The following is a 21,818-nucleotide window of genomic DNA, read 5'->3' on the forward strand; positions in this document are numbered from 1 at the left end:
TACCCGGCCTCGAGTCCCGCTCGCGCGCGTGATGTAGGCCAACCGCTCGCGTGACCGATCTCGTTTGGGACAGTTGTGGACGCTTCCGCAGGTCAGCAGGGCTGCGCGGGTGCCTGACGCGCAGGTGTGACGCACCATTCAGGGCGGTTTCCACTTCCGTGACGGGCGTCCTGCGAAAAATTGTCGGTCGGGACGGATACCCTGCTGGCAGTCCGCACACAATCAGGGAGCAGTACCCGTGACCGCAGAGACCCTGTACGGGGCCGACGACCTCACCCATCTGGAAGGTCTGGAGGCCGTACGCAAACGGCCAGGCATGTACATCGGGTCGACCGACAGCCGGGGCATCAACCACCTCTTCAGCGAGATCGTCGACAACTCGACCGACGAGGGCGTCGCGGGACACGCGACGAAGATCGTGGTCACCCTGCACGCGGACAGCAGCGTCCAGGTCGACGACGACGGCAGGGGCATCCCCACCGACGTGCACGCGAAGTCCGGTCTGTCCGGTGTGGAACTGGTGCTCACGAAGCTGCACGCCGGCGGCAAGTTCGGCGGCTCCGGCTACAAGACCTCCGGCGGCCTGCACGGCGTCGGCGCCTCCGCCGTCAACGCCCTCTCCCACCGCTACGACGTCACCGTGCGCCGCGGCGGCAAGGTCCACGAGATGTCGTTCGCCCACGGCGTTCCCGGCGTCTTCGACGGCCCCGGCCCCAAGGCCAAGTTCACCCGCCAGAACGGGTTGAGCATCGTCGGCAAGATGAAGCGCAACGAGTCGACCGGCACCTCGACCCGTTACTGGTACGACGCCCGTTACTTCGAGAACGGCGCCGTCCTGGACGTGGACGTCGTCCGCCAGAAGATGCGCAACACCGCCTTCCTGGTCCCCGGCGTGACCTACGTTCTTCGTTCGGCGCTGGAAGAGACCATCTCCGAAGAGGTCTTCCACTACCCGCACGGCCTGACGGACATGGTCGACTTCCTGGCCCCCAACGGCGACCGCGCGGTCTCCGGCACGTTGGTGATCACCGGCAACGGCACCTACTTCGAGAACGCCGCCGACGAGAACGGCGTGATGCGGTCCAAAGTGGAGCGTCAGGCCGAGATCGAGGTCGCCCTCCGCTGGGGCACCGGCTACGAACGCACCGTCGAATGCTTCACCAACACCATCCGCAACGTGCACGGCGGCACCCACCGCCGCGGCTTCGACCGCGCGGTCGTGAAGTCGATCCAGGACGCCATCTCGAAGACCCGAGGGCTCCTGAAGCCCAAGGAGGAGATGCCGACCCTCGACGACGTGCTCGAGGGCATGACGGCCGTCATCCACGTCCGCATCCCCGAACCGCAGTTCACCTCGCAGACCAAGGACGAACTCTCCACCGCCGGCATCACCAAGGTCCTGCAGGGCATCGTCGACCAGCAGATCCGCGCGTGGACAGAAGACCGCAAGTCCAAGATGGAAGCCAAGACCGTCCTGCAGAAGGTCGTCGACGCCTCCCGCGTCCGGCTCACGCAGAAGCAGCAGAAGGACGCGGCGCGCCGCAAGACCGCGCTCGAGGGCGCGGCGATGCCCGCGAAGCTCGTCGACTGCCGCACCACCGGGGTGGCTCGTTCTGAGCTTTTCCTCGTCGAGGGCGACAGCGCGTTGGGTTGTTTTGTTGGCGAAACTCGGGTCGCATTGGCTTCAGGCAGGTCGTTGTCGTTCCTGGAACTGGTGGAGGACTGGCAGCGCGGTGTCTCGCACTTCGGTTACGCCACCAACAAGGCTGGTCGTGTCGTCGTCGTTCCGTTGGTCGAGCCGCGGCTGACGAAGAAGAACGCCCCGCTCGTCCGCGTCACCCTGGACAACGGCGAGTCCGTGCGGTGCACGCCGGACCACCTGTTCCGGCTGCGTGACGGCTCCTACCACCGTGCGGACGCCCTGCAGGCCGGCGACTCGCTGATGCCGCTGTACCGGTCGGTGTCCTCGAAGGCGGAAGGCCACAAGCTCGACGGCTACGAACGGGTCTGGATGAACGACCGCCAGGAATGGGTCTACACCCACTACCTGGCCGACGCGTACAACCTGCGCCACGGCTTCGACAGCACCGAGGACGGCAACGTCCGCCACCACGTCGACGTCGACAAGCGGAACAACGACCCGCGCAACCTCAAGCGCATGACGTGGGAAGCCCACTCGGCACTGCACGCCGCGATGATGGGCGAGCACGTGCACGAGGGCTACCGCGCATGGCTGGTGGCCGGAGGCACCGAGTTCAAGTCCGCGATGCTGTCCGAGCAGTGGAAGAACCCGGAGTTCCGCGCCTCCTGCCTCGCCCGGCTCGCCGAACGCAACCAGGACCCGGAATTCCGCGCTCGCATCGAGCAGGGCTTCCTCGACTGGTACTCGGCACTGAGCGAGGACGAGAAGGCCGCCTACGCCGAACGCCTGCGCGCGCTGCAGGCCGAGTACTGGGCCAAGCCCGAGCACCGCGAGGCCGCCGCCGAGCGGGTGCGCGCGTTCTTCGCGCAGCCTGGCAAGCGCGAAGAGTGGAGCGAGCGGTCCCTGGCGCAATGGCAGGACGAAGAGCTGCTCGCCTGGCGTTCCCGCACCACGATCGACCAGTTCTCAGACCCCGCGGAGCGTCAGCGCCAGCGTGACGCGGTCCTCGCGTGGCACGAGAACAACCCGGAGTTCGGCCGCGAGCACTCGTCCCGGATGAAGCATCGCATGGCCGACGCCGCCACCGGCCACCTGGAGAGGATCCAGGAGGGCCGTCGCCGGTACGTGGAGTCGACGCCACGCGCGGAGCGGGTCGCCAGGCAGGTCGAAGGCCGCCGGACCGCCGCACTCAAGCGCATGGCGCCGATGCTGGACACGCCGTCGAACTTCGAGCTTGCGTTGTCCTACGAGCTCGACCGCCGGGAGAACGCCAAGACCGGGCTGAAGTTCCTGAAGGTGCTGGCGCACTACGACGACGACTTCGCGCGGTTGCGCGAGGCGGCGTCGATGGTGAACCACTCCGTCGCGTCCGTCGAGGCGTTGCCGGAGCGGGAAGACGTCTACGACCTGACCGTCGACGGCTACCACAACTTCGCGCTCGAAGCCGGCGTGTTCGTCCACAACAGCGCCCGCATGGCGCGCGTCTCCGAGTACCAGGCGCTGCTTCCCTTGCGCGGCAAGATCCTCAACGTCCAGAAGGCCTCGCTCGCCGACACGCTGCGCAACGCCGAGATCGCCTCCATCGTCCAGGTGCTGGGCGCCGGCACCGGCCGCACGTTCGACCTCCCGCAGATGCGGTACGGCCGCGTGATCCTGATGGCCGACGCCGACGTCGACGGCAGCCACATCCGGACGTTGCTGATCACGTTGTTCGCCAAGTACATGCGCCCGGTGATCGAGGACGGCCGCCTCTACGCGGCCATGCCCCCGTTGCACAAGGTCATGACGCGCGGCCGCAACGCCGAAACGCACTTCACCTTCACCCAGCGCCAGATGGAACAGACCGTCGCGCGGCTGGAGAAGGCCGGCAAGACGGTGGTCACACCGGTGCCGCGGTTCAAGGGCCTGGGCGAGATGGACGCGGACGAGTTGTGGGACACCACGATGAACCCGTCCACCCGCTCCGTGCGGCGCATCACGATGGACGACGTCGAAGCCGCCGAGGAAGCCCTCGAACTCCTGATGGGCGAGAAGGTCGAGCCGCGCCGCAACTGGCTCGTCGAGTCCGCCGCACGGGTCGACCAGTCGGCCATCGACCTCTAAGCCTCAACAGACAGACGGAGTCACGAAGTCATGGCACGCCGCAAGGGACCCACGACCAAGGTCGACCCAGCCGCGTTCGACCGGGCCGGCGCCAAGGTGCTCGACAACTCGCTGAAGACGGAGATCGAGGACTCGTACCTGGAGTACGCGTACTCGGTCATCCACTCGCGGGCACTGCCGGACGCGCGGGACGGCCTCAAGCCGGTGCACCGCCGCATCCTCTACTCGATGCACGAGCAGGGGTACCGGCCGAACCACGCGTACGTGAAGTCGTCACGCGTCGTAGGCGACTGCTTCGTTCGCGGTGCGCTCGTGTCGACGCCGAGCGGGCTGCGGCCGATCGAGGACATCGAGATCGGTGATCTCGTGCTCGACGGTCACGGCACTCCGGTGCGGGTGAGCGAGGTGTACGAGAACCCGGTCTCGGACCTCGTGCGGGTCACCTGGTCGAACGGTCGCACGATGCTCGTCACGCCGGGGCAGCGGTTCCGGACCGTCGAGTCAGACCTGTCGATCGGCTGGACCGCGGCGACGGACCTGGCCGGGCGGCAGACGATCGCCTACGGCGCGGATCGGCAGGCAGGCCTCGCGTCGGACGGTGGTGACGTCGCCGCCTACGTGCAGGGCCTCATCGTCGCCGAAGGGTTCGCCGTCGATCGCAAGCGTGCCGCCGATGGCCGGGTGCGCATCCACATGGTCGATGAAGAGCCGCTCGACGTCGCACACGGCTGGGCGATCCTCAACGGGGTCAACGTCTCGCGCGGCAAGCGCGTGGCGAAGAACCCGAAGCACAAGGACCAGCACATTCTCACGTTCGCGCGCCACGAGGCGCTGCTGGAGGTGGCGACTCCTCGCAGTGACCAGAAGACCGTGCCGCCGGGGGTGCTGGCCGACCGGTCCGCGTGGGCGCCGTTCATCGCCGGGTTCTTCGACGGCGATGGCTACGTGCGCAAGCAGAACCGCGAGATCGTGCTGGTCAGCACCAGCCAGCGGTTGATCGGCCAGTTGCACGGCATGCTCGCGGACGCCGGCATCCACGGCCACCACTGGTCGCGCGTCAGCCCGGCCGGGAACAATACGTTGCTGGGGTTGTCGATCTCGGGTCGTGACGCCGCCGCGCTCGCGCTGGCGCTGCTGCCGTGGACGAAGATCGGTTACAAGCAGGACGGCTTGCGGCAGGTGCTGTCCATCGGCTACCGCTACGGCGGCAAGCAGGGCAACGACAGGCTGCCGTGCGCACCGGTGATGGCGGAGTTCTCCGCCGCGCACCAGGGCGGCGGCTGGTTCCGTGACACCGACGGCGTGGCCTTCCGCGCCTCGTTGGGCGAGGACGTCCGGTACGGCAAGGATCGCCACGGCAAGGCGCTCGCGGACCGTTTCTTCCCGCTCGCGCGAGCCCACGAGAACGGTTGGGCCGACAAGCTGCGCCGGATCGGCTCGCCGCTGGCCGCACGTCTGGAAGCGTTGTCAGGCTTCAGCTTCCTCGAGGTGACGTCGGTCGAGCCGGTCACGCCGGACACGACCTACGACATCCAGGTCGCGACCGAGGAGCACGCGTTCGTCGTTGACGGCCAGGTCGTGCACAACTGCATGGGTAAATACCATCCTCACGGCGACACGGCGATCTACGACGCGTTGGTCCGCCTCGCCCAGGACTTCAGCCTCAACGAGCCGCTCATCGACGGACACGGCAACTTCGGTAGCCCAGACGATGGCCCGGCCGCGAGCCGCTACACCGAGTGCCGCATGTCCCCGGTCGCCATGCAGCTCGTCGGCGAGCTGAACGAGGACACGGTCGACTTCCGTCCCAACTACGACGGCTCGCTGCAGGAGCCGGTCGTGCTGCCGGCGGCGTTCCCGAACCTGCTGGTCAACGGCACGTCCGGCATCGCGGTCGGCATGGCCACGAACATGATTCCGCACAACCTGCGCGAGGTCGTGGGTGCGGCGCGGTGGCTGATCACGCACCCGGACGCGAGCCTCGACAAGCTCATGGAGTTCATTCCCGGCCCTGACCTGCCGACCGGCGGCATCCTGCTCGGCCTTGACGAGGTCCGGAAGGCCTACGAGACCGGGCGCGGCGTGGTCAGGATGCGCGCCAAGGTCGAGATCGGGCCGCTGGAGGGTTCCAGGGGCCGGCAGGCCATCACGGTCACCGAGCTGCCGTACGGCGTGGGCTCCGAGCGGATCGTCGAGAAGATCACCGACGAGGTCAACAAGTCCAAGCGGCTCACCGGCATCGCGGACGTCAAGGACCTCACGGACCGTGAGAACGGCATCCGGCTCGTCATCGAGTGCAAGGTCGGCGTGAACCCGCAGGCGCTGCTCGCGGACCTGTACCGGCTTACGCCGATGGAGCAGTCGTTCGGCATCAACAACCTGGTGCTGGTCGACGGCCAGCCGCAGACGCTGGGGCTCAAGCAGTTGCTGGAGGTCTTCCTCAGGCACCGCTACGAGGTTGTCACGCGGCGCACGAAGTTCCGGCGCCGCAAGCGTGAGGAACGGCTGCACCTGGTCGAGGGCCTGCTGCTGGCGCTGCTCGACATCGACAAGGTCATCAAGCTGATCCGGGGCAGCGAGAACGCGGCTGCCGCCAAGGACGGCCTGATGAAGCAGTTCAAGCTGTCGGAGATCCAGGCCACCTACATCCTCGACACGCCGCTGCGCCGCCTGACCCGGTACGACAAGCTCGAGCTCGAGAACGAGCAGGACAAGCTCCGCAAGGAGATCGCCGAGCTCAGCGCGATCCTGGACGACGAGGGCGTGCTCAAGAAGCTCGTGTCGACCGAGCTCGCGGACGTGGCGAAGGAACTGGGCGGCGAGCGCAGGACGAGTCTCATCGACGGCGACCTCAAGGAGGTGCTGGCGGCGTCGAAGCCCGCCGGGCCGCTGGAGGTGGCGGACGACCCGTGCCAGGTCATCCTGAGTGCCGCCGGACTCGTCGCGCGCACCGCGGCGGAGTCGGAGGAGGCGTCCGAGGGCAAACGGCGGGCAGGCCGGGTGAAGCACGACGCCGTGTTGGCCGTGGCGCACTCCACGGCGCGAGGTCAGGTCATCCTGATCACGAACTTGGGCCGTGCGTTCAAGACGGACGTGCTCCCACTACCCGTGCTGCCGGAACAGAGCGGCACGGTGTCGTTGCGCGGCGGCATGGCGGCGAGTGAGTTGGTGCCGCTGGAGAAGGGCGAGAAGGTCGTCGGCATCGCGCCGCTCGACCCGAAGGACTCACCCGGTATGGCGCTGGGCACGAAGCTCGGCACGGTGAAGGTGTGCGTGCCGGAGTGGCCGGTCCGTTCGGACGAGTTCGAGGTCATCTCGCTCAAGGACGGCGACGAGATCGTCGGCTGCACCTGGCTCACGGACGGCAGCGAGACGATCGCGTTCGTCAGTTCCGACTCGTCACTGCTGCGCTACGACGCGAAGCTCGTGCGGCCGCAGGGTCTCAAGGGCGGCGGTATGGCGGGTATCAACCTGAGTGGCGACGCGTACGTGGTGTTCTTCGGTGCGATCCGCACGGATGACGACGAGCACGGGGAACCGATGGTCGTCACCTCGTCCGGGCAGAGCGTCAAGGTCACGCCGTTCAGCGAGTACCCGGCCAAGGGCCGCGCGACGGGCGGTGTGCGGTCGCAGCGCTTCCTCAAGGGCGAGGACCATCTGGTGCTCGCGTGGATCGGCAGCAGGCCGGCGGGTGCGGACGACAAGGGCACGCCGGTGGAGTTGCCGGAGGTGGACCCGCGCCGGGACGGCTCCGGTCACGCGCATCCGGGCCCGGACGTCATCGGGCACCTGATCGAACGGGACTAATGCGGCGCCGGTGAGGACGGGCCACGTCCTCACCGGGGTCATGGAGAGATGCTGCCGGACACCTGGGCGGAGCTGTCGCTGCCGGGTGAGCTGCTTCCGGCGGTCTGCGTCAGCAACTCTCCGTTCGCCGTGCAGGTCGCGAGCACGCTCCCGCCGCTGTGCCGCAGGACGAGCTTCCACTCGTGGCCGCCGCTCTCTGCCGGGAACTCAAGAGTCCTGTTCCACGGGAGCGCTACGGACGTCTCCTCGCTGGAAGTTCCGTCGACGATGAGAGTCAGCGACGAGATGGTGGCCGTTCCCGTCACCTCCAGCACGATCACGTTCGGCGCGGCCTTCGCGGTGGTGCACCCGCTGAGCAGTCCCATGACGAGCAACGCCGAGGTGATCCGTCGACTCATCCGCCGAGCCTGGCAGAACCGTTCGGTACCGGTCCCCGCGTGCCGCTACCGGGCGTGCTTCTCGAAGAGCGCCTCGAAGGCGTCGAGCACGGCCGGGACGCTGAACTTCGCCGCGGCCGTTCCGTCCGGGACCGGTGGTTCGTCGCGCAGGGACCGCAGTCCGGCGGTGATGGCCGCCGCGTCGCCGGGTGGCACGATGATGCCGAAACCCGTCTCCCGCACCGGGATGCGCACGCCGGGCAGGTCGCTCGCCAGCACCGGTACGCCCGCTAGCATCGCGACGACCTGCACGATGCCGAAGGCCTCGAACGCGTTCACCGACGGCAGGGCGAACACGTCGAGGGAGGCGTAGAAGTCGCCGAGGTCCTCGTCGGGCACGAAGCCGAGCAGCTTGATCCGCGGGTCGTCCGCGATGCGTTCGCGGACGCGGGAGATGACGCTGCCGCCGGCGACGTTGCCGAAGTCGCCGCCGATCAGCAGTCGTGCCGAGGGATCCTCCAGTGCGCGGAATCCGTCGACCAGGTGCTCGACGCCCTTCTCCTCGACGATGCGGCCGAGGAATCCGACGTGCGGGCCGTCGCCGTCGCGGAACCGTGGCGTGCCAGGGGGAACCGGGCGGCAGGGCGGGGGTACGGCGGCCATGTGCGGCTGGATGGACGGCCACAGCCTGCTTTCCCGCGCGTAGTCCTCGCTCGTCACCGCGACGGCCACCGCGCGGCGCATCGCGAGGCGGCTGGACGCGTCGATCACCTTGCCCTGCACCGTGTTCACCAGGCCGGGAGGCAGGCTTACGTCGCAGTGGTAGGTCACGACGACCGGGCACTTCGCCAGCGCGGCCACCGGGCCGGCTTCCAGCATGGGCAGGTGGAGGTTGAGCACTCGGGCGTTCGCCGACGCCTCGCGCACCATCGAGGCGAACGCCGGGCTGATCACTCCCTTGCCGAACCGGGCGAGCACGGGTGCGCGGCTCACGCGCACGCCGTTGATCGTCTCCTCGTGCGGCAGCGAGGGGTCGTGGCGGGTGGTGATCACGCGGACGCGTTTGCCGCGCTCGGCGAGCCCCTCCGCGACGTCCCGCGCGAAGTTGGTCAGCCCTGACACGTAAGGCGAGTAGTAGGTCAGGGCGATGACGAGGTCGTCGAGCACAGTTCGCTCTCCTGTCGTGGGGAAGTGAGCAGCCGGAGCCCGACGAGCAGTCCGGCGAGGGACCCGGTGAGGAACGCGATCTCGGCGCGCAGCAACAGATCTGGGATGAGGGCGAACGTCGCCGCCGCCGTCAGGACGCCCACGACCCAGCTCCACGCGACCCGGCTGTGCAGGGCGTCCGCGACCAGGGCCTGGGTGGTGACGATCAACCCGAGGTGGGCGACGACGCCGAGCGCGATGAGCGTCAGGTCCGCGGCGGACACGACGTAGAGAGGACCGAACACCAGTCGCACCAGCCACGGTCCGATCGTGACCGCCACGGCGACGCCGGCACCTGCCGCCGCCGCGAGCACGGCGGCGAGACGGGTCACGACGGTGCGCCTCTGCTTGCCCGCGAGCACGGGCAACAGCGCTGTCTGCAACGGAACCGCGACGAAGAGCGGGACCCTGGCGAGCAGGAAGGCCGCGAGGAACACCCCGGCCTGAGCCCGTTCGGCCGGTGTGGCGATCGCGGTCACCAGCACGGGGATGCCGTTGAGCAGCAGTTGCGCGCACAGGGAACCGACGAGCAACGGGGAGACCGCGCGGGCGAACTCGCGCACGGGCACTTCGCCCTCTCCCTGCCACCAGATGGCGGCCAGCACGGGCAGGTGCGCCACCGCGACCGCCGCCACGAGCGTCCATTCGAACTGGGCGCTCGTGGTGGCTCCGAGCCAGCCGGCGAGCAGCGCGAACACCACGCGCAGGGTGGTGTCGGCGACCAGCAGGCCGCCGTGCCACGTCAGTCTCCCGCTGCCGATCAACGCGCCGCGCACCAGGAACTGCGCCGCGGACAGGAAGCACAGCACCACGACGGCGGGGGAGACGAACACGGCCAGCGCGCACTCGACGACCGCCATGCAGGCCGCGACGACGGCGGCCGAACGCAGCGCGCGAGGGCCGAGGCGGGCCAGTTCCTGTTCCACAGGAAGGAAAGCACCGAACCCGACCAGCAGGGCGATCGACCAGAACGCGCCGAAGTCGCTGTACTCGGCGGGCGAGACGTTGCGCGCGACGATCGCGAGGTAGGCGTTGACCAGCAGTCCGGACAGGACGATGCACACCCCGACGAAACCGAGCGCACGAACCATGGGCGGGACCATATCGGCCGCGGTGTGCCGATTTTCGCCTCCGTAACACGATTCCGGGGTATGGCAACGCAGACGTAGCAATGCGCGGGTCGCCTGGGCTCTTCGCGTAACGGGCGGTCGCTAGCTTCTGACGCCTCGCCCATTCCGAACCCCCTTAGGACATCGGCGCGTGACGACAGAAACGATTTCGCTCGCTCCTGAAACGCCTGCCATCACCACTGGGCCTGCGCCGGGGAGGAGACGACGGCTGCTGGCCGTCGCCGTCGTGTCCGGTGCGCTCACGGTGCTGCTGTCGGCGCTGATGCCGCTCGCGCCCGTGACGATCAACGATCCCACCGTGACCTGGCCGGAGAACGCGTCGGCGCCGCGGTCCACGATGCTCGCGCTGAGCGCCTACCGTCCATTTGAGATGGACGCGCGCTTCGGTTGCGCCACCGCACGTGCCGCGCAGGCCAGTGGTGGTGTGGTGTTCTCGACCATCACGCCGTCGGCCCCGGCGCGCGGTCTCGTCGTGAAGGTGGAGAACGACCGCCTGCTGGTGAGTGGTGTCGCCACGCTGGACGAGCCGGTGCCCGCGGGCGACTGCTCGTACGAGATCCGCGGCGACCGCGACGGACTGAGCATCCTGCGTGACGGCAAGGAGATCGGCCGGTCCGCGACCATGCCGGACGTGCACGTGCTCGCGACCTCGATCACCACGGCCGCCGACCTGTCCGTGCGGATCAGGGTGGACGACCAGTTCAGCACCAGCCCGGCGCCGTTCAAGATCGTGCTGATGGTGCTTCTCGCGCTGTGCGCGGCGACCGCGTTCGCCTGTCTCGTGCTGCTGGATCGGCGCGTGTCCCGTGAGCCGGCCAGGTTCCGGTGGCGGCTGAGCCTCGTCGACCTGGTCGTCCCCGCGATCATGATCCTCTGGTTGTTCCTGGCGCCGATGTCCGACGACGACGGCTACTACAGCGCGATGGCCAGGAACGTGCCGTTCGAGGGCTATGTCGGGAACTACTACCAGATCCTCAACCAGGGCTTCACGCCGTTCTCCTGGTTCTACTACTTCCTGGCCAAGTGGCAGGTCTTCGGCTTCGCCCCCGTGGTTCTGCGCATCCCCGCGTTGCTGTTCGGCCTGGTGACGTGGTTCGCCGCACGTCGTTACGTGTCGGGAAAGTTCAGCGGGGTCGTGCTCGGCGCGGCGTTCCTGGCGTGGTGGCTGCCGCTCGACATGGGTGTGCGGCCGGAGGGTGTCGTGACCATGTGCGGCATGCTCACGCTGCTGGCGGTGACGGCCGCGGTCGAACGTGGGCGGCTGGCGTTGCTGGGTGCGGCCGTGGGTGTCGCGGGCATCGGTTTCTTCGCGCACCCCACGGGTTTCACGACTCTCGCGCCGCTGCTGGCGGGCCTGCCGTTCGCGTGGAAGCTGCTCACGAAGGACGCGGGCTGGCGCACGGTCGTGGCGAGGACGCTCGCCGTGCTCTCTCCCGGTGCGATCGCGATGATCATGGCGTTCGGTGACGGAACCCTGCGCGATTTCCTGTACGCACAGGAGATCTTCAAGAAGATGGCCGGGTCGGAGTCCTGGTACACGGAGTTCGCGCGGTGGATGTTCCTGCTGAACCAGGGCGACGCCATGGCGAACTACGCCAAACGCGCGCCGGTGCTGGTGTGTGTCGTCGCGCTGGTCTGGTTCGTCGTGCTCGTCACGGCCGCACGGGCGCGCCGTATCGACGTGCCATCAAGGCTTGCGCTGGCGGGCTGGTCGACGTTGTTCGCGTTCTTCCTGCTGTGGCTGACACCCAGCAAGTGGACGCACCACTTCGGCAGTCTGGCGGGGATCGGCTCGGTGTTCGTCGCGTTGATGCTGCTGTGCTCCGTGCCGTTGGTGCGTGAGCTGACCAGCGACCGCCGCATGCCGGTTCCGGTGCTGCTGGGCGGCATCGTCAGCGTCGTCGCGATGCTGGGTCTCGCGGGGCACGGCGCCAACCTGTGGCCGTACTCGTGGCACCTCGGACTGCCGTCCACCGGTGTTCCACCGCACGTGTCGGTTCTCAAGTTCGACAAGCCGTACTGGTGGCTCGTGCTGATCGTGATCGTGGCGGTCGTGTTGTACCGGCGGGGCAAGGGTTCTCTCGCGCCGGTCATCGCGATACCGGTCGTGGTCGTGATGTTCTTCGTCGCCAACATCGCTTATCTGGTGGGCGGTTTCACCGTCGCGACCGTGAACACGCTGGACACGTGGTCGCCGTGGGCCGCGAACGTCCAGGACCCGCTGGCGCAACGGTGCGTCGCGGCGGACGCGGTCGAGGTCGCGGCGCCACAGCCGCTGGTCTCATTGCCGGACAGGTGGTTCGCGATCCAGACCGACCCGATCGCGACCGTCGTCACCGGCAGGCCGGCGCCCGTCACCTACGAGTACGCGACCTCGGACGCGAAGGTGCTCGGCACCGGCAAGATCACCGACAACGTGGACAGCACGTGGCGGCGCACCCTCCTGCTGCCACCGGCACCGGCCGGCGCGACGCAGGTTCGGCTCACCGGCGAGGGGGAGTTCACCCAGCCGGCCGCGCAGAAGTACGTGCGGCTGCGGGAGTTCCTGCCCCGCGAACCGGCGGTCGCGGTGGCGTGGCAGATCGCGTTCCTGTTCCCCTGCCAGCGTCAGCCGCGCGTCCAGGACGGCGTGATCGAACCGGTCTCCTACGCCGTGCAGTGGGGCGACACGCAGGCGCTGGGCCTGTCCGACGCGACCTGGCAACCCGTTCGTGGGGCGCTGTTCGGGGACGTCCTCACCACGCACGAGGTCACCGCGTTGCCGGCACGGCTGCGGGACTCCACCCGCCCGTACCCGATCCAGGTCTACCGGGCCACCCCGCTCTACGAGGCCGGTCGGTACACCACCACCCGCGACACCCAGACCCGCATGGGTTGGGAAGGCGTTCGATGAGCGATCGTGAAGCGGAGGCGCTGGTGGCCGTGCAGACGGCGCTGGCGAGACCACCCGTGGTGCACGTGGCCCGGCTGCTGTCGTTCTTCGGCGAGCACAGCGCCGGATGGCTGTTGCTGGGCTTGGCCGGCGCCGCGGTGGACCGGCGGCGTCGTCCTGAGTGGACGGTCGCGGCCACGTCGGTCGTCGCCGCGCACGCCGCGTCGATCGTGGTGAAACGCGTGGTGCGGCGGCGGCGTCCGCACCACGCGGAGGTCCAGGTGCTGGCGGGAACCCCGAGCAAACTGAGTTTCCCGTCGTCGCACGCGTCCTCCACCACGGCCGCCGCGGTGGCATACGGCGCGTTGACGAACCAGCCGCTGGTGCCGCTTCTGGTGCCGCCCATGATGGTCAGCAGGCTGGTGCTGGGCGTGCACTACCCGACCGACGTGCTGGCGGGTGCCGTGCTGGGCGCCGTGGTGGCACGCGGCGTGCGGCGCGTGGTGTGGGGTCGTCGATGACCGTGGCGGCCGAGACACGGCCATCGGTCGTTCGAGGACTGATCAGGACCGCCCGGCCGCACCAGTGGGTGAAGAACGTCCTGGTGCTGGCCGCGCCCTTCGCGTCGAGCAGGATCACGGAACCCGTCGTGCTGCGGTCGGCGGCGCTGGCGTTCGCGGCGTTCTGCTGCGCGGCCTCGGCGGTGTACCTGGTCAACGACGCGAAGGACGCGGAAGCCGACCGGGCCCACCCGAAGAAGCGCCACCGCCCGATCGCGGCCGGCATCGTCCCCGTTCCTCTCGCGTTCGGCACCGCCGGTGTGCTGATGGCCGCGTCGTTGTCGATCGGCGCGGTGGCGGGCTGGAAGCTGCTCGTGCTCATGGCCGTCTACCTGGCGGTCCAGCTCGGCTACTGCTTCGGCCTGAAGCACCAGCCCGTCCTCGAACTGTGCGTGGTCGCCTCCGGGTTCCTGCTGCGCGCCATCGCGGGCGGCATGGGCGCGAACATCGAGCCCAGCCAGTGGTTCCTGCTCGTCACGGCGTTCGGGTCGCTGTTCATCGTGGCGGGCAAGCGGTACGCCGAGATCAAGCTCTTCCACGAGACCGGCGCCGCGATCCGCCACTCGCTGACCAGGTACTCGGAGACCTACCTCCGGTTCGTCTGGGCCACGTCGGCCGCGGTCATGAACATGACCTACGGCCTGTGGGCGTTCGAACTCGGTCAGCGCACCGGCAGCCCGTGGGCCGCGCTGTCCATGGTCCCGTTCGTCATCGCCGTTCTCCGTTACGCCGTCGACGTGGACAGCGGCAAGGCGGGCGCACCGGACGACCTGGCGCGCTCCGACCGGGTCCTGCAGTCGCTGGGACTCGCCTGGGTGGTGACCGTCGCGCTGGCGATCTACCTCTGAGCGAGGCGGAAGACCCCGCCGGTTCCGCGGGACCGACCGCCCGCGTCGGCGAGGGCGACCACTCGCCGCCACTACGATTCCGCCATGGTCCGTGCCGCTCCGCAGCGCTCGGTCGACATCGCGGCGCACCTGCCCGCCATGGGCTTGCTGGCCCGTACCGCGGTGCGGTTGCACCCGCGGCCCGTTGCTGTGGCTGGCGGGGGAACCGTTGCCGGCCTGCGCTGAGCACGCGGGCCCGACGCTGCACGGCGTCGGCGTGCCCGACGTGATGGCGCGGCGGCGGATCCTGGCGCAGGCGTACGTGGTGTTCTTCGGTGCAATTCGCATGGACGACGAGCACGTCGGTGGAGTCGCCGGACGTGAACACTCATGAGAAATCGCTGGCGACTACGCCCTCGCGGCCGAGGTCGAGGTGGCGCTCGACGAGCTCGGCCGCCGAACCCGACTGCTCGGCGCCGCGGTCGATCATCCCGACCTGCTCGTCGGCGTGTGCCTGCGCCACTGGGCTCGAGCTGCGGACACGCTGGTCGCCAGACACGGGCTGGCCGCCGCGTCCACGATGCTCAAAGCGCTCCTCACGCTCGCGATGGCGCCCACTTTCACTTTCTGCTACGCCACTCGCTGGGCCAGTCAGCACCGCAGGGGAGTCGAGGAAGGCCAGAACCATCTATCTCGCGATGACTGCGGCACGGCCGTTCGTGGCTGGACTGGGCGAGAGCGAGGCCCAGTCGTTGTGGCTCATGGTCGTGAAGAACATGTTCCGGGCGGCGGACGGTGAATCTACCGAATCGGTCACACGCAAAGAGGAACTGGCCGCTGAGCAGCGGTGAGCGAGTGCGCTTCGCTGAGATTACCTGATCGGGCGAATGGGCGTAACGCGCGAGGCGGCGGGTGCGACGTAGTGCCCGTCGGGCGCGAGACAACTCAAGGGGGACCAGCGGGTGAGTCTGTTCGATCGGCTCCGGCGTGCGGTGAGTCCAGCGCCGATGCCCGGTTCCGCCGCTCCGCCGGCACCCGGCTACGTGGCGCGGTCCTCGCCGCCGCTATCGCCGCTCAGGAACTGGTCGCCTCCGACGTGGATGCCGGCAGGTGTCGTTGTCACGGTGCACGGGTACACGATCCCTGGTGGGTTGATCTACGTCGGATCGCCGTCGTGGGACGAGCCTGGTGGCGATGAACGGGTCGAGTGCATTGACCCGCGCCTGCCCGTCGACAGTCGAAACCCGGACCACGCCGGGCAGGGCATGGAGTACTGGCCTTCGTACCACTCGATCCCGCCCGGCTCCCGCAGCGCCTACCTGTACTGGCTCGCGAGCGGGAAGAACGCGCCGGACGCGTGTATTGGTTACGTGTTCCTTTACTTCTACGGCCTGGAAAGGCGAGCGCTGGTCGATGCGCGCGCCAGCCTCATGGCGGCGCAAAGGGAACTGCGGCAGATCTTCGCCGAGGTGACCCGATTGCTGCACATCTACGGTGACAACAACTCGTTCCGTTCGTATGCCACGAAGTTCTGCGACACGCTGAGGATCCTGTTGGTCGAGCAACGGCTGGTGTGCGACAGCCGCCCACCGGACCCGGCGGAGCAGGACCGCTGGGATCCGCCGCTGATGCTGAAGCTCGGAATCGGGGAGCTTGCTCGTGACGCTCGGCCGGTGCCCGCGGACTGGGCGTACAGCTGGGCAGTGCTGCACCCGGAGATTTACCCGCGCACACCGGCGGAGCGGTGCCCAGAGGAGTTCCGGCGGCTCTTCACCGCGCGCTACCGGCACAAGTACGGCGACGGGATGGTCGTGCGGCCGCTGAAGCGCACGGTCACGGCCGAGTACGGCCCGGCGAGCTCGGCGTTCCGCTATAGCGAGATCGAGATTCCGACCAGTATCCCGGACGTGCTCACTGCGGCCGTCCCGACGAAGGCCTTGGCCACGCTGGTGGAGAGCTGTACCAACGACCTGGACGCCTACAGCAGGTTGCTGGGCCGGCAACCGGACGCGGCAGGCACGCTGGCGGCTGCTGCGGTCCTGCCCGCCGAACTGCTCGACCCGGATCTTCCTGAGCTGATGCCGGTTCGTGAGTTCGTGGCAAAGCACTTGGCCGCAGGGCCAGCCGTGGTCGACGGGCAAGAGCTCGCGGCGTTGTGGCCGGAGCGGACTCCAGGCAAGTTCGGCAAAGCCGACGCCGTCGCGTTCGCCCAGCTCCTGCATCGGCTCGATGTCGGGGTCGAACCGGACGTCCGGATGGGAGGAGCCGTGCTCGGCACCGGACCCGCGGTGCTCTTCCCCATCACGCAGGCGCCGCCCACCTCGGCCAGCGCCGAATACGCGGCGGCGACCACGTTGCTCCACCTCGCCGCCGTGGTCAGCGCGGCCGACGACGAGGTGTCCGAGGTCGAACGGACGCACCTCGCCGACCACCTCGAGTCCGCCCTGCACCTGTCGGCGGGCGAGCGGGAGCGGCTGACCGCGCACCTGCTCTGGCTGCTCGCCTCGGAGCTCAAGCTGACCAGCCTCAAGAAGCGGCTCGCGGCGCTCACCATCCCGCAGCGGCGCGCGGTCGCGGACTTCCTCACCACGGTGGCGGCCATCGACGGGCACATCTCGCCGGGCGAGGTGAAGACGCTGCGCAAGATCTACTCGCTGTTGGAGCTCGACCCGGACACGGTGCACACCAGCCTGCACCGGTCGCTGGCCCAGCCTGCGTCCGAGCCCGTCACCGTCCGTGCGGCCGCACCAGGACCGGCGGGTTTCGCGATCCCTTCGCCGTCCAAGGAAGAACGGACCGATGGCCTTGAGCTCGACCGAGCCCTCATCGAGGCGAAACTCGCGGAGACGGCGGCGGTGTCCGCGTTGCTCGCCGACCTGTTCGCCGAGGAGGAAGAGGAGATCGTGGCCGTCGTAGCGCCCTCCGTTCCGGACGTCGCGTCGGTCGAAGGACTGGACGGACCGCACTCAAACCTCGCTCGCACGCTGGCCGAACGTCCCTTCTGGACGCGGTCGGAGCTGGAACTGCTCTGCGGTGAGTTGCACCTGCTGGTGGAAGGTGCGCTGGACACTGTGAACGAGGCGGCCGTGGACGTCGCCGGAGAACCACTGATCGAAGACGACGGCGACGACTACCGTCTGAACGAGTACGCGCGAGGAGAACTGCTGGTATGACGACCGCCTCCAACCGAATTCGCCCGCGCGAGCGCGACGCGATCATCCAGTCGCTGCGGGCCGGTGTGGTGCCGCGCAGCGGGCAGCAGCACGTCCAGGTCGGGCGGGCGCAGGAGGTGGGCGCGCTGGTGCGCGACATCGAACGCGTCGTGGACGGCGGAGCCACCACCAGGTTCGTCATCGGCGAGTACGGCGCGGGCAAGACGTTCTTCCTGCACCTCATCCGATCCGTGGCGCTCAAGCAGAAGCTCGTCACGATGCACGCCGACCTCGCACCTGACCGCAGGCTGCACGCGACCGGCGGACAGGCACGCAGCCTGTACGCCGAGCTCACCAGGAACACTTCGACACAGGCGAAACCGGACGGCGGAGCGCTCGGTGCGGTCGTGGAACGGTTCGTGTCGCAGTCTCTCACCACCGCCAGGGAGCGGAGCACGAGCACGGAAGCCGTTATCCGCCAACGCCTCGGTGAGCTGTCGGAACTCGTGGGCGGCTACGACTTCGCCGAGGTTGTCGCCGCGTACTGGCGTGGGCACGACACCGGCAACGAGCAGCTCAAGTCGGACGCGGTGCGCTGGTTGCGCGGCGAGTTCAGCACGAAGACCGACGCCCGCGCCGCGCTCGGGGTCCGGACGATCGTCGACGACGCGAACTTCTACGACCAGCTCAAGCTGCTGTCCCGGTTCGTCAGGATGGCGGGCTACACCGGCCTGCTGGTGTGCCTCGACGAGATGGTGAACCTCTACAAGCTCACCTCCGCCCAGGCGCGCTCGGCCAACTACGAGCAGATCCTGCGCATCGTCAACGACAGCCTGCAGGGCACCTCCGCTCACCTCGGCTTCCTGTTCGGAGGCACCCCGGAGTTCCTCATGGACACCCGCCGGGGTCTCTACTCCTACGAGGCCCTGCAGTCGAGGCTGGCCGAGAACACCTTTGCCACCAACGGTCTGGTCGACAACTCCGGTCCGGTGCTGCGGCTGGCCGGCCTCAGCCAGGAGGACTTCTACGTCCTGCTCACCAAGCTGCGCGACGTGTTCGCCTCCGGGGACCCCGCCGCGCACCTGGTGCCTGACGACGCCCTGACCGCGTTCATGCAGCATTGCTCGCAGCGCATCGGCGACGCCTACTTCCGCACGCCGCGCACGACCATCAAGGAGTTCCTCAACCTGCTGGCGATCCTGGAGAGCAACCCGGGGGAGGACTGGCGGCACCTGCTCGGCGCCGTCCGGCTGGAAGCTGAGACCAACCCCGACCTCGAACCGCTGGACGAGGTCCAGGAACAACCCAGGGCAAGCGATGACGACCTCGCCTCGTTCCGGCTCTGAGCACGCCCGGTCGTCCAGCTTCGACCTGTTGCACCACAAGGTGCAGCGATGGGTCTGGGCGCAGGGCTGGCCGGAGCTGCGCGACGCCCAGGAACGTGCGATCCCGGAGATCACGGCGGCGGACCGTGACGTGATCATCGCCGCGGCCACCGCATCGGGCAAGACCGAGGCCGCGTTCCTGCCCATCTGCTCGACGTTGTTGCAGCACGAGGAGAAGGCGGGTGTTCGAGCGCTCTACGTGTCTCCGCTGAAGGCGCTCATCAACGATCAGCACCGCAGGCTCGACGAGCTGTGCGAGCACCTCGGCGTGCCGGTGCACCGCTGGCACGGCGACGTGGCGAGCGCGGGCAAGGCGAAGGTGCTCGCGCGGCCGGACGGCATTCTGCTGATCACACCCGAGTCGCTGGAAGCGTTGTTCGTGCTGCGCGGCCTGGAGATCGCGAGGGTGTTCGCGGGCCTTGACTGGGTGGTGGTGGACGAGATGCACTCGTTCATCGGCACTCCCCGCGGTGCCCAGCTCCAGTCGCTGATGCATCGGCTAGAGCTGTCGTTGCGCAGGAAGGTGCCCCGTGTCGGTTTGTCCGCGACGCTGAGTGACATGGGCGGTGCGGCCGAGTTCCTGAGGCCCGGCAGCGGGAACTCGGTCACAGTCGTCGAGTCGAACGACGACAGGGGCGAGCTCAGGCTCCAGGTGCGCGGCTACCTGGACGACTCGGTGCCCACCAACGAGCAGGAGGACGACGCCGCGGAGAGTTCACTGGCGATCGCTCAGCACCTGTTCACAACCCTGCGCGGGAAGAACCACCTGGTCTTCGTCAATCGTCGCGGGGAAGCTGAGCGCTATGCCGACCGGCTCCGGCTGATGAGCGAGAAAGTCAACGTTCCCAACGAGTTCTTCCCACACCACGGCAACCTCGCCAAGGACGTTCGCGAGCACGTCGAGCAACAGCTCAAGAGCACCAGACCAACGACCGCGATCTGCACCTCCACGCTGGAGATGGGCATCGACATCGGTTCGGTGGCCTCCGTGGCTCAGATCGGGGCGCCGCCGACGGTGTCCGGTCTGCGGCAGCGCCTCGGCAGGTCCGGTCGTCGCGGCGAGGCGGCGGTGCTGCGGATGTACGTGGCGGAACCGGAGATCACCGCGGACACCCCGCCCTCCGATCAGCTGCGCGCCGAGCTGTTCCAGACGGTCGCCATGGTCGACCTGCTGCTCGAACGCTGGTACGAGCCTCCGGACTCGTCGTCGCTGCACCTCTCGACGTTGATCCAGCAGGTGCTGTCGATCATCGCCCAGCAGCAGGGTGCCCAGCCCGTCCAGATTTGGCGGGTGCTGTGCCAGGGCGGGCCATTCGCGCACGTCGACCAGCGCATGTTCGGCGACGTCTTGCGTGACCTCGGCCGCGCAGAGCTGATCCAGCAGGAACCCGACGGTCTGATGCTCCTCGGCCGCGTCGGCGAGGGCATCGTCAACCACTACAGCTTCTACGCGGCGTTCGCGACGTCCGAGGAGTACCGCATGGTCAGCGGCAGCCGAACGCTGGGCACGATCCCGATCCTGCACCCCGTGCTCCCCGGTCAGATGATGATCTTCGCGGGCCGCCGCTGGCAGGTCCGGGTCGTTGACGACCGCGCGAAGCTGATTGAGCTCTCCCTGGCAGGCGGTGGCCGGGCACCCTTGTTCGCAGGGACGCCCGCACAGATCAGCGACGTCGTGCGGCGCAGGATGCGAACCTGGTACGAATCGGACGAGGTGCCGGCATATCTCGACGCCACAGCGCGCAGGCTTTTGGAGGAAGGGCGCAGCAGTTACCGGCGCCTGGAACTCGGCACCGTCCCCGCACTCGCCTGGGGCGACGACACCGTCCTGTTCCCATGGCTCGGCGACCGCTTGCTCGACACCCTGGCCGTATGGCTGACGACCGCCGGTTTCCAGACCGGCCGAGACGGCGTGGCACTCACCATCTCTCATTGCACGCCTGCACAGCTCGGCCGCGCGATCTGGGAGATGCTCGACAGTGGCGTCCCGTCCGGCCTCGAACTGGCCGCCGCGGTGCCCAACACGACCGTCGAGAAGTACGACCCCTATCTCGGCGACGCGTTGCGGCACCTCGCTTATTCCCACGGCCACCTCGACATTGCCAGAGCGGCCGAAGTCCTGTCCGAGCTCCAGGAGACGCTGCCGTCCGCCGACCTCGACCCGATCGCGGGCAGGCCGGTACCGGATGCCGCTGGTGTAGAAGGGATGCCGTTCGCTGTGGTGGACGTCGAGACGACGGGCTTCGCGGCCCGGCGCCGCGACCGCATCGTCGAGATCGCTGTGATCCGGCTTGCCCAGGACGGAACTGTGCAGGGGGAGTGGAGCAGCCTCGTCAACCCGGAACGTGGCCCCGGCGCCACGTCCGTGCACGGTCTGCGCGGAGAGGATCTCCGGGGCGCACCACGGTTCGCCGACATCGCGGTGCTCGTCGCGGAGCAACTCGACGGTGCGGTTCTCGTCGGTCACAACCTGCCGTTCGACCGGGGGTTCCTCGATGCGGAGTTCTCCCGTGCTGGCAAGAAGTTCGGCGGCGGCCCCTCGTTGTGCACCATGCAAATTGACGAGTACGTGCACCGGTCGGGGCGGCGCTCGTTGCGCGACTGCTGCCGGGCAGTGGGCGTCGGGGACTTTGAGCAGGACGGTCGGCAGCACAGCGCGCTGGCTGATGCGCGGACGACGGCTCGGCTGTTGCGGCACTACATCCACGCAGGTCAGACGGTTATTCCGGTGATCAGCGTCTGACACGCCGAGTAAAC

At 68.5% G+C, this 21,818-nt stretch carries 15 protein-coding genes; 11 read left to right on the plus strand and 4 right to left on the minus strand.

The window, feature by feature from the left end; genetic code table 11:
• Positions 1–238 precede the first annotated feature (238 nt).
• Together OG205_RS01400 and OG205_RS01405 are read left to right on the plus strand one after the other, a co-directional pair.
• Positions 239–3,745, plus strand: coding sequence for an ATP-binding protein (locus OG205_RS01400; protein ID WP_330274375.1), 3,507 nt, complete (start codon positions 239–241; stop codon positions 3,743–3,745).
• A gap of 30 nt (positions 3,746–3,775) precedes the next feature.
• Entirely contained in the window at positions 3,776–7,552 is a 3,777-nt protein-coding gene (locus tag OG205_RS01405; RefSeq protein ID WP_330274376.1) for a DNA topoisomerase (ATP-hydrolyzing), read from the plus strand.
• A gap of 38 nt (positions 7,553–7,590) precedes the next feature.
• Here OG205_RS01405 and OG205_RS01410 read toward each other — a convergent pair whose 3' ends face one another.
• Genes OG205_RS01410 through OG205_RS01420 form a run of 3 tightly spaced genes read right to left on the minus strand, consistent with a single transcriptional unit; the run spans position 7,591 to position 10,226 of the window.
• Positions 7,591–7,950 carry a hypothetical protein gene (locus OG205_RS01410; RefSeq protein ID WP_330274377.1) on the minus strand — a complete coding sequence of 120 codons (360 nt, stop codon included), beginning with the start codon at positions 7,948–7,950 and terminating at the stop codon, positions 7,591–7,593.
• Between the two features lie 45 nt (positions 7,951–7,995).
• Positions 7,996–9,096 (minus strand): glycosyltransferase family 4 protein, encoded by a 1,101-nt coding sequence (locus OG205_RS01415; RefSeq protein ID WP_330274378.1) that lies wholly within the window; start codon positions 9,094–9,096, stop codon positions 7,996–7,998.
• Complete coding sequence (locus OG205_RS01420; RefSeq protein WP_330274379.1) at positions 9,069–10,226, minus strand: lipopolysaccharide biosynthesis protein; 1,158 nt, start codon at positions 10,224–10,226, stop codon at positions 9,069–9,071. The genes OG205_RS01415 and OG205_RS01420 overlap by 28 nt, the downstream gene beginning before the upstream one ends.
• Before the next feature lie 169 nt (positions 10,227–10,395).
• Here OG205_RS01420 and OG205_RS01425 point away from each other — a divergent pair, with 169 nt between their 5' ends.
• The 5 genes from OG205_RS01425 to OG205_RS01445 all read left to right on the plus strand — a co-directional run bounded on the left by OG205_RS01425 (position 10,396) and on the right by OG205_RS01445 (position 14,918).
• A complete protein-coding gene (locus OG205_RS01425) occupies positions 10,396–13,158 on the plus strand; it encodes an arabinosyltransferase domain-containing protein (RefSeq protein ID WP_330274380.1) in 2,763 nt (920 codons plus the stop codon).
• Positions 13,155–13,658, plus strand: coding sequence for a phosphatase PAP2 family protein (locus tag OG205_RS01430; protein WP_330274381.1), 504 nt, complete (start codon positions 13,155–13,157; stop codon positions 13,656–13,658). Before OG205_RS01425 ends, OG205_RS01430 begins: the two co-directional genes overlap by 4 nt.
• Complete coding sequence (locus OG205_RS01435) at positions 13,655–14,545, plus strand: decaprenyl-phosphate phosphoribosyltransferase (protein ID WP_330274382.1); 891 nt, start codon at positions 13,655–13,657, stop codon at positions 14,543–14,545. Before OG205_RS01430 ends, OG205_RS01435 begins: the two co-directional genes overlap by 4 nt.
• Positions 14,546–14,629: 84 nt before the next feature.
• The gene (locus OG205_RS01440) at positions 14,630–14,770 is read left to right on the plus strand and encodes a hypothetical protein (protein ID WP_330274383.1); all 141 of its coding nucleotides are present in this window, start codon (positions 14,630–14,632) and stop codon (positions 14,768–14,770) included.
• Entirely contained in the window at positions 14,754–14,918 is a 165-nt protein-coding gene (locus tag OG205_RS01445; RefSeq protein WP_330274384.1) for a hypothetical protein, read from the plus strand. Before OG205_RS01440 ends, OG205_RS01445 begins: the two co-directional genes overlap by 17 nt.
• On the opposite strand, the gene OG205_RS01450 is transcribed toward OG205_RS01445, so the two are convergent.
• The gene (locus OG205_RS01450) at positions 14,913–15,047 is read right to left on the minus strand and encodes a hypothetical protein (RefSeq protein ID WP_330274385.1); all 135 of its coding nucleotides are present in this window, start codon (positions 15,045–15,047) and stop codon (positions 14,913–14,915) included. The genes OG205_RS01445 and OG205_RS01450 overlap by 6 nt on opposite strands.
• A 175-nt stretch (positions 15,048–15,222) precedes the next feature.
• On the opposite strand from OG205_RS01450, the gene OG205_RS01455 reads away from it, so the two are divergent.
• From OG205_RS01455 to OG205_RS01470, 4 genes are all read left to right on the plus strand, one after another.
• On the plus strand, positions 15,223–15,375 hold the full coding sequence (locus OG205_RS01455; protein ID WP_330274386.1) for a hypothetical protein: 153 nt from the start codon (positions 15,223–15,225) through the stop codon (positions 15,373–15,375).
• A gap of 111 nt (positions 15,376–15,486) precedes the next feature.
• Complete coding sequence (locus OG205_RS01460; protein WP_330274387.1) at positions 15,487–17,697, plus strand: tellurite resistance TerB family protein; 2,211 nt, start codon at positions 15,487–15,489, stop codon at positions 17,695–17,697.
• Positions 17,694–19,022, plus strand: a complete 1,329-nt coding sequence (locus OG205_RS01465) for an ATP-binding protein (protein WP_330274388.1) — start codon at positions 17,694–17,696, stop codon at positions 19,020–19,022. The genes OG205_RS01460 and OG205_RS01465 overlap by 4 nt, the downstream gene beginning before the upstream one ends.
• Positions 18,994–21,804 carry a DEAD/DEAH box helicase gene (locus tag OG205_RS01470; RefSeq protein ID WP_330274389.1) on the plus strand — a complete coding sequence of 937 codons (2,811 nt, stop codon included), beginning with the start codon at positions 18,994–18,996 and terminating at the stop codon, positions 21,802–21,804. The genes OG205_RS01465 and OG205_RS01470 overlap by 29 nt, the downstream gene beginning before the upstream one ends.
• Positions 21,805–21,818: the final 14 nt, after the last annotated feature.

It is taken from the genome of Lentzea sp. NBC_00516 (assembly GCF_036346835.1).
Lineage (GTDB): Bacteria > Actinomycetota > Actinomycetes > Mycobacteriales > Pseudonocardiaceae > Lentzea > Lentzea sokolovensis.

Bases quoted from the DNA above. Each gene is read 5' to 3' on its own strand.
- OG205_RS01405 (WP_330274376.1), top strand. From the start codon at position 3,776: ATGGCACGCCGCAAGGGACCCACGACCAAGGTCGACCCAGCCGCGTTC.
- OG205_RS01410 (WP_330274377.1), bottom strand. From the start codon at position 7,950: ATGAGTCGACGGATCACCTCGGCGTTGCTCGTCATGGGACTGCTCAGC.
- OG205_RS01420 (WP_330274379.1), bottom strand. From the start codon at position 10,226: ATGGTTCGTGCGCTCGGTTTCGTCGGGGTGTGCATCGTCCTGTCCGGA.
- OG205_RS01430 (WP_330274381.1), top strand. From the start codon at position 13,155: ATGAGCGATCGTGAAGCGGAGGCGCTGGTGGCCGTGCAGACGGCGCTG.
- OG205_RS01435 (WP_330274382.1), top strand. From the start codon at position 13,655: ATGACCGTGGCGGCCGAGACACGGCCATCGGTCGTTCGAGGACTGATC.
- OG205_RS01440 (WP_330274383.1), top strand. From the start codon at position 14,630: ATGGTCCGTGCCGCTCCGCAGCGCTCGGTCGACATCGCGGCGCACCTG.
- OG205_RS01455 (WP_330274386.1), top strand. From the start codon at position 15,223: ATGACTGCGGCACGGCCGTTCGTGGCTGGACTGGGCGAGAGCGAGGCC.
- OG205_RS01465 (WP_330274388.1), top strand. From the start codon at position 17,694: ATGACGACCGCCTCCAACCGAATTCGCCCGCGCGAGCGCGACGCGATC.
- OG205_RS01470 (WP_330274389.1), top strand. From the start codon at position 18,994: ATGACGACCTCGCCTCGTTCCGGCTCTGAGCACGCCCGGTCGTCCAGC.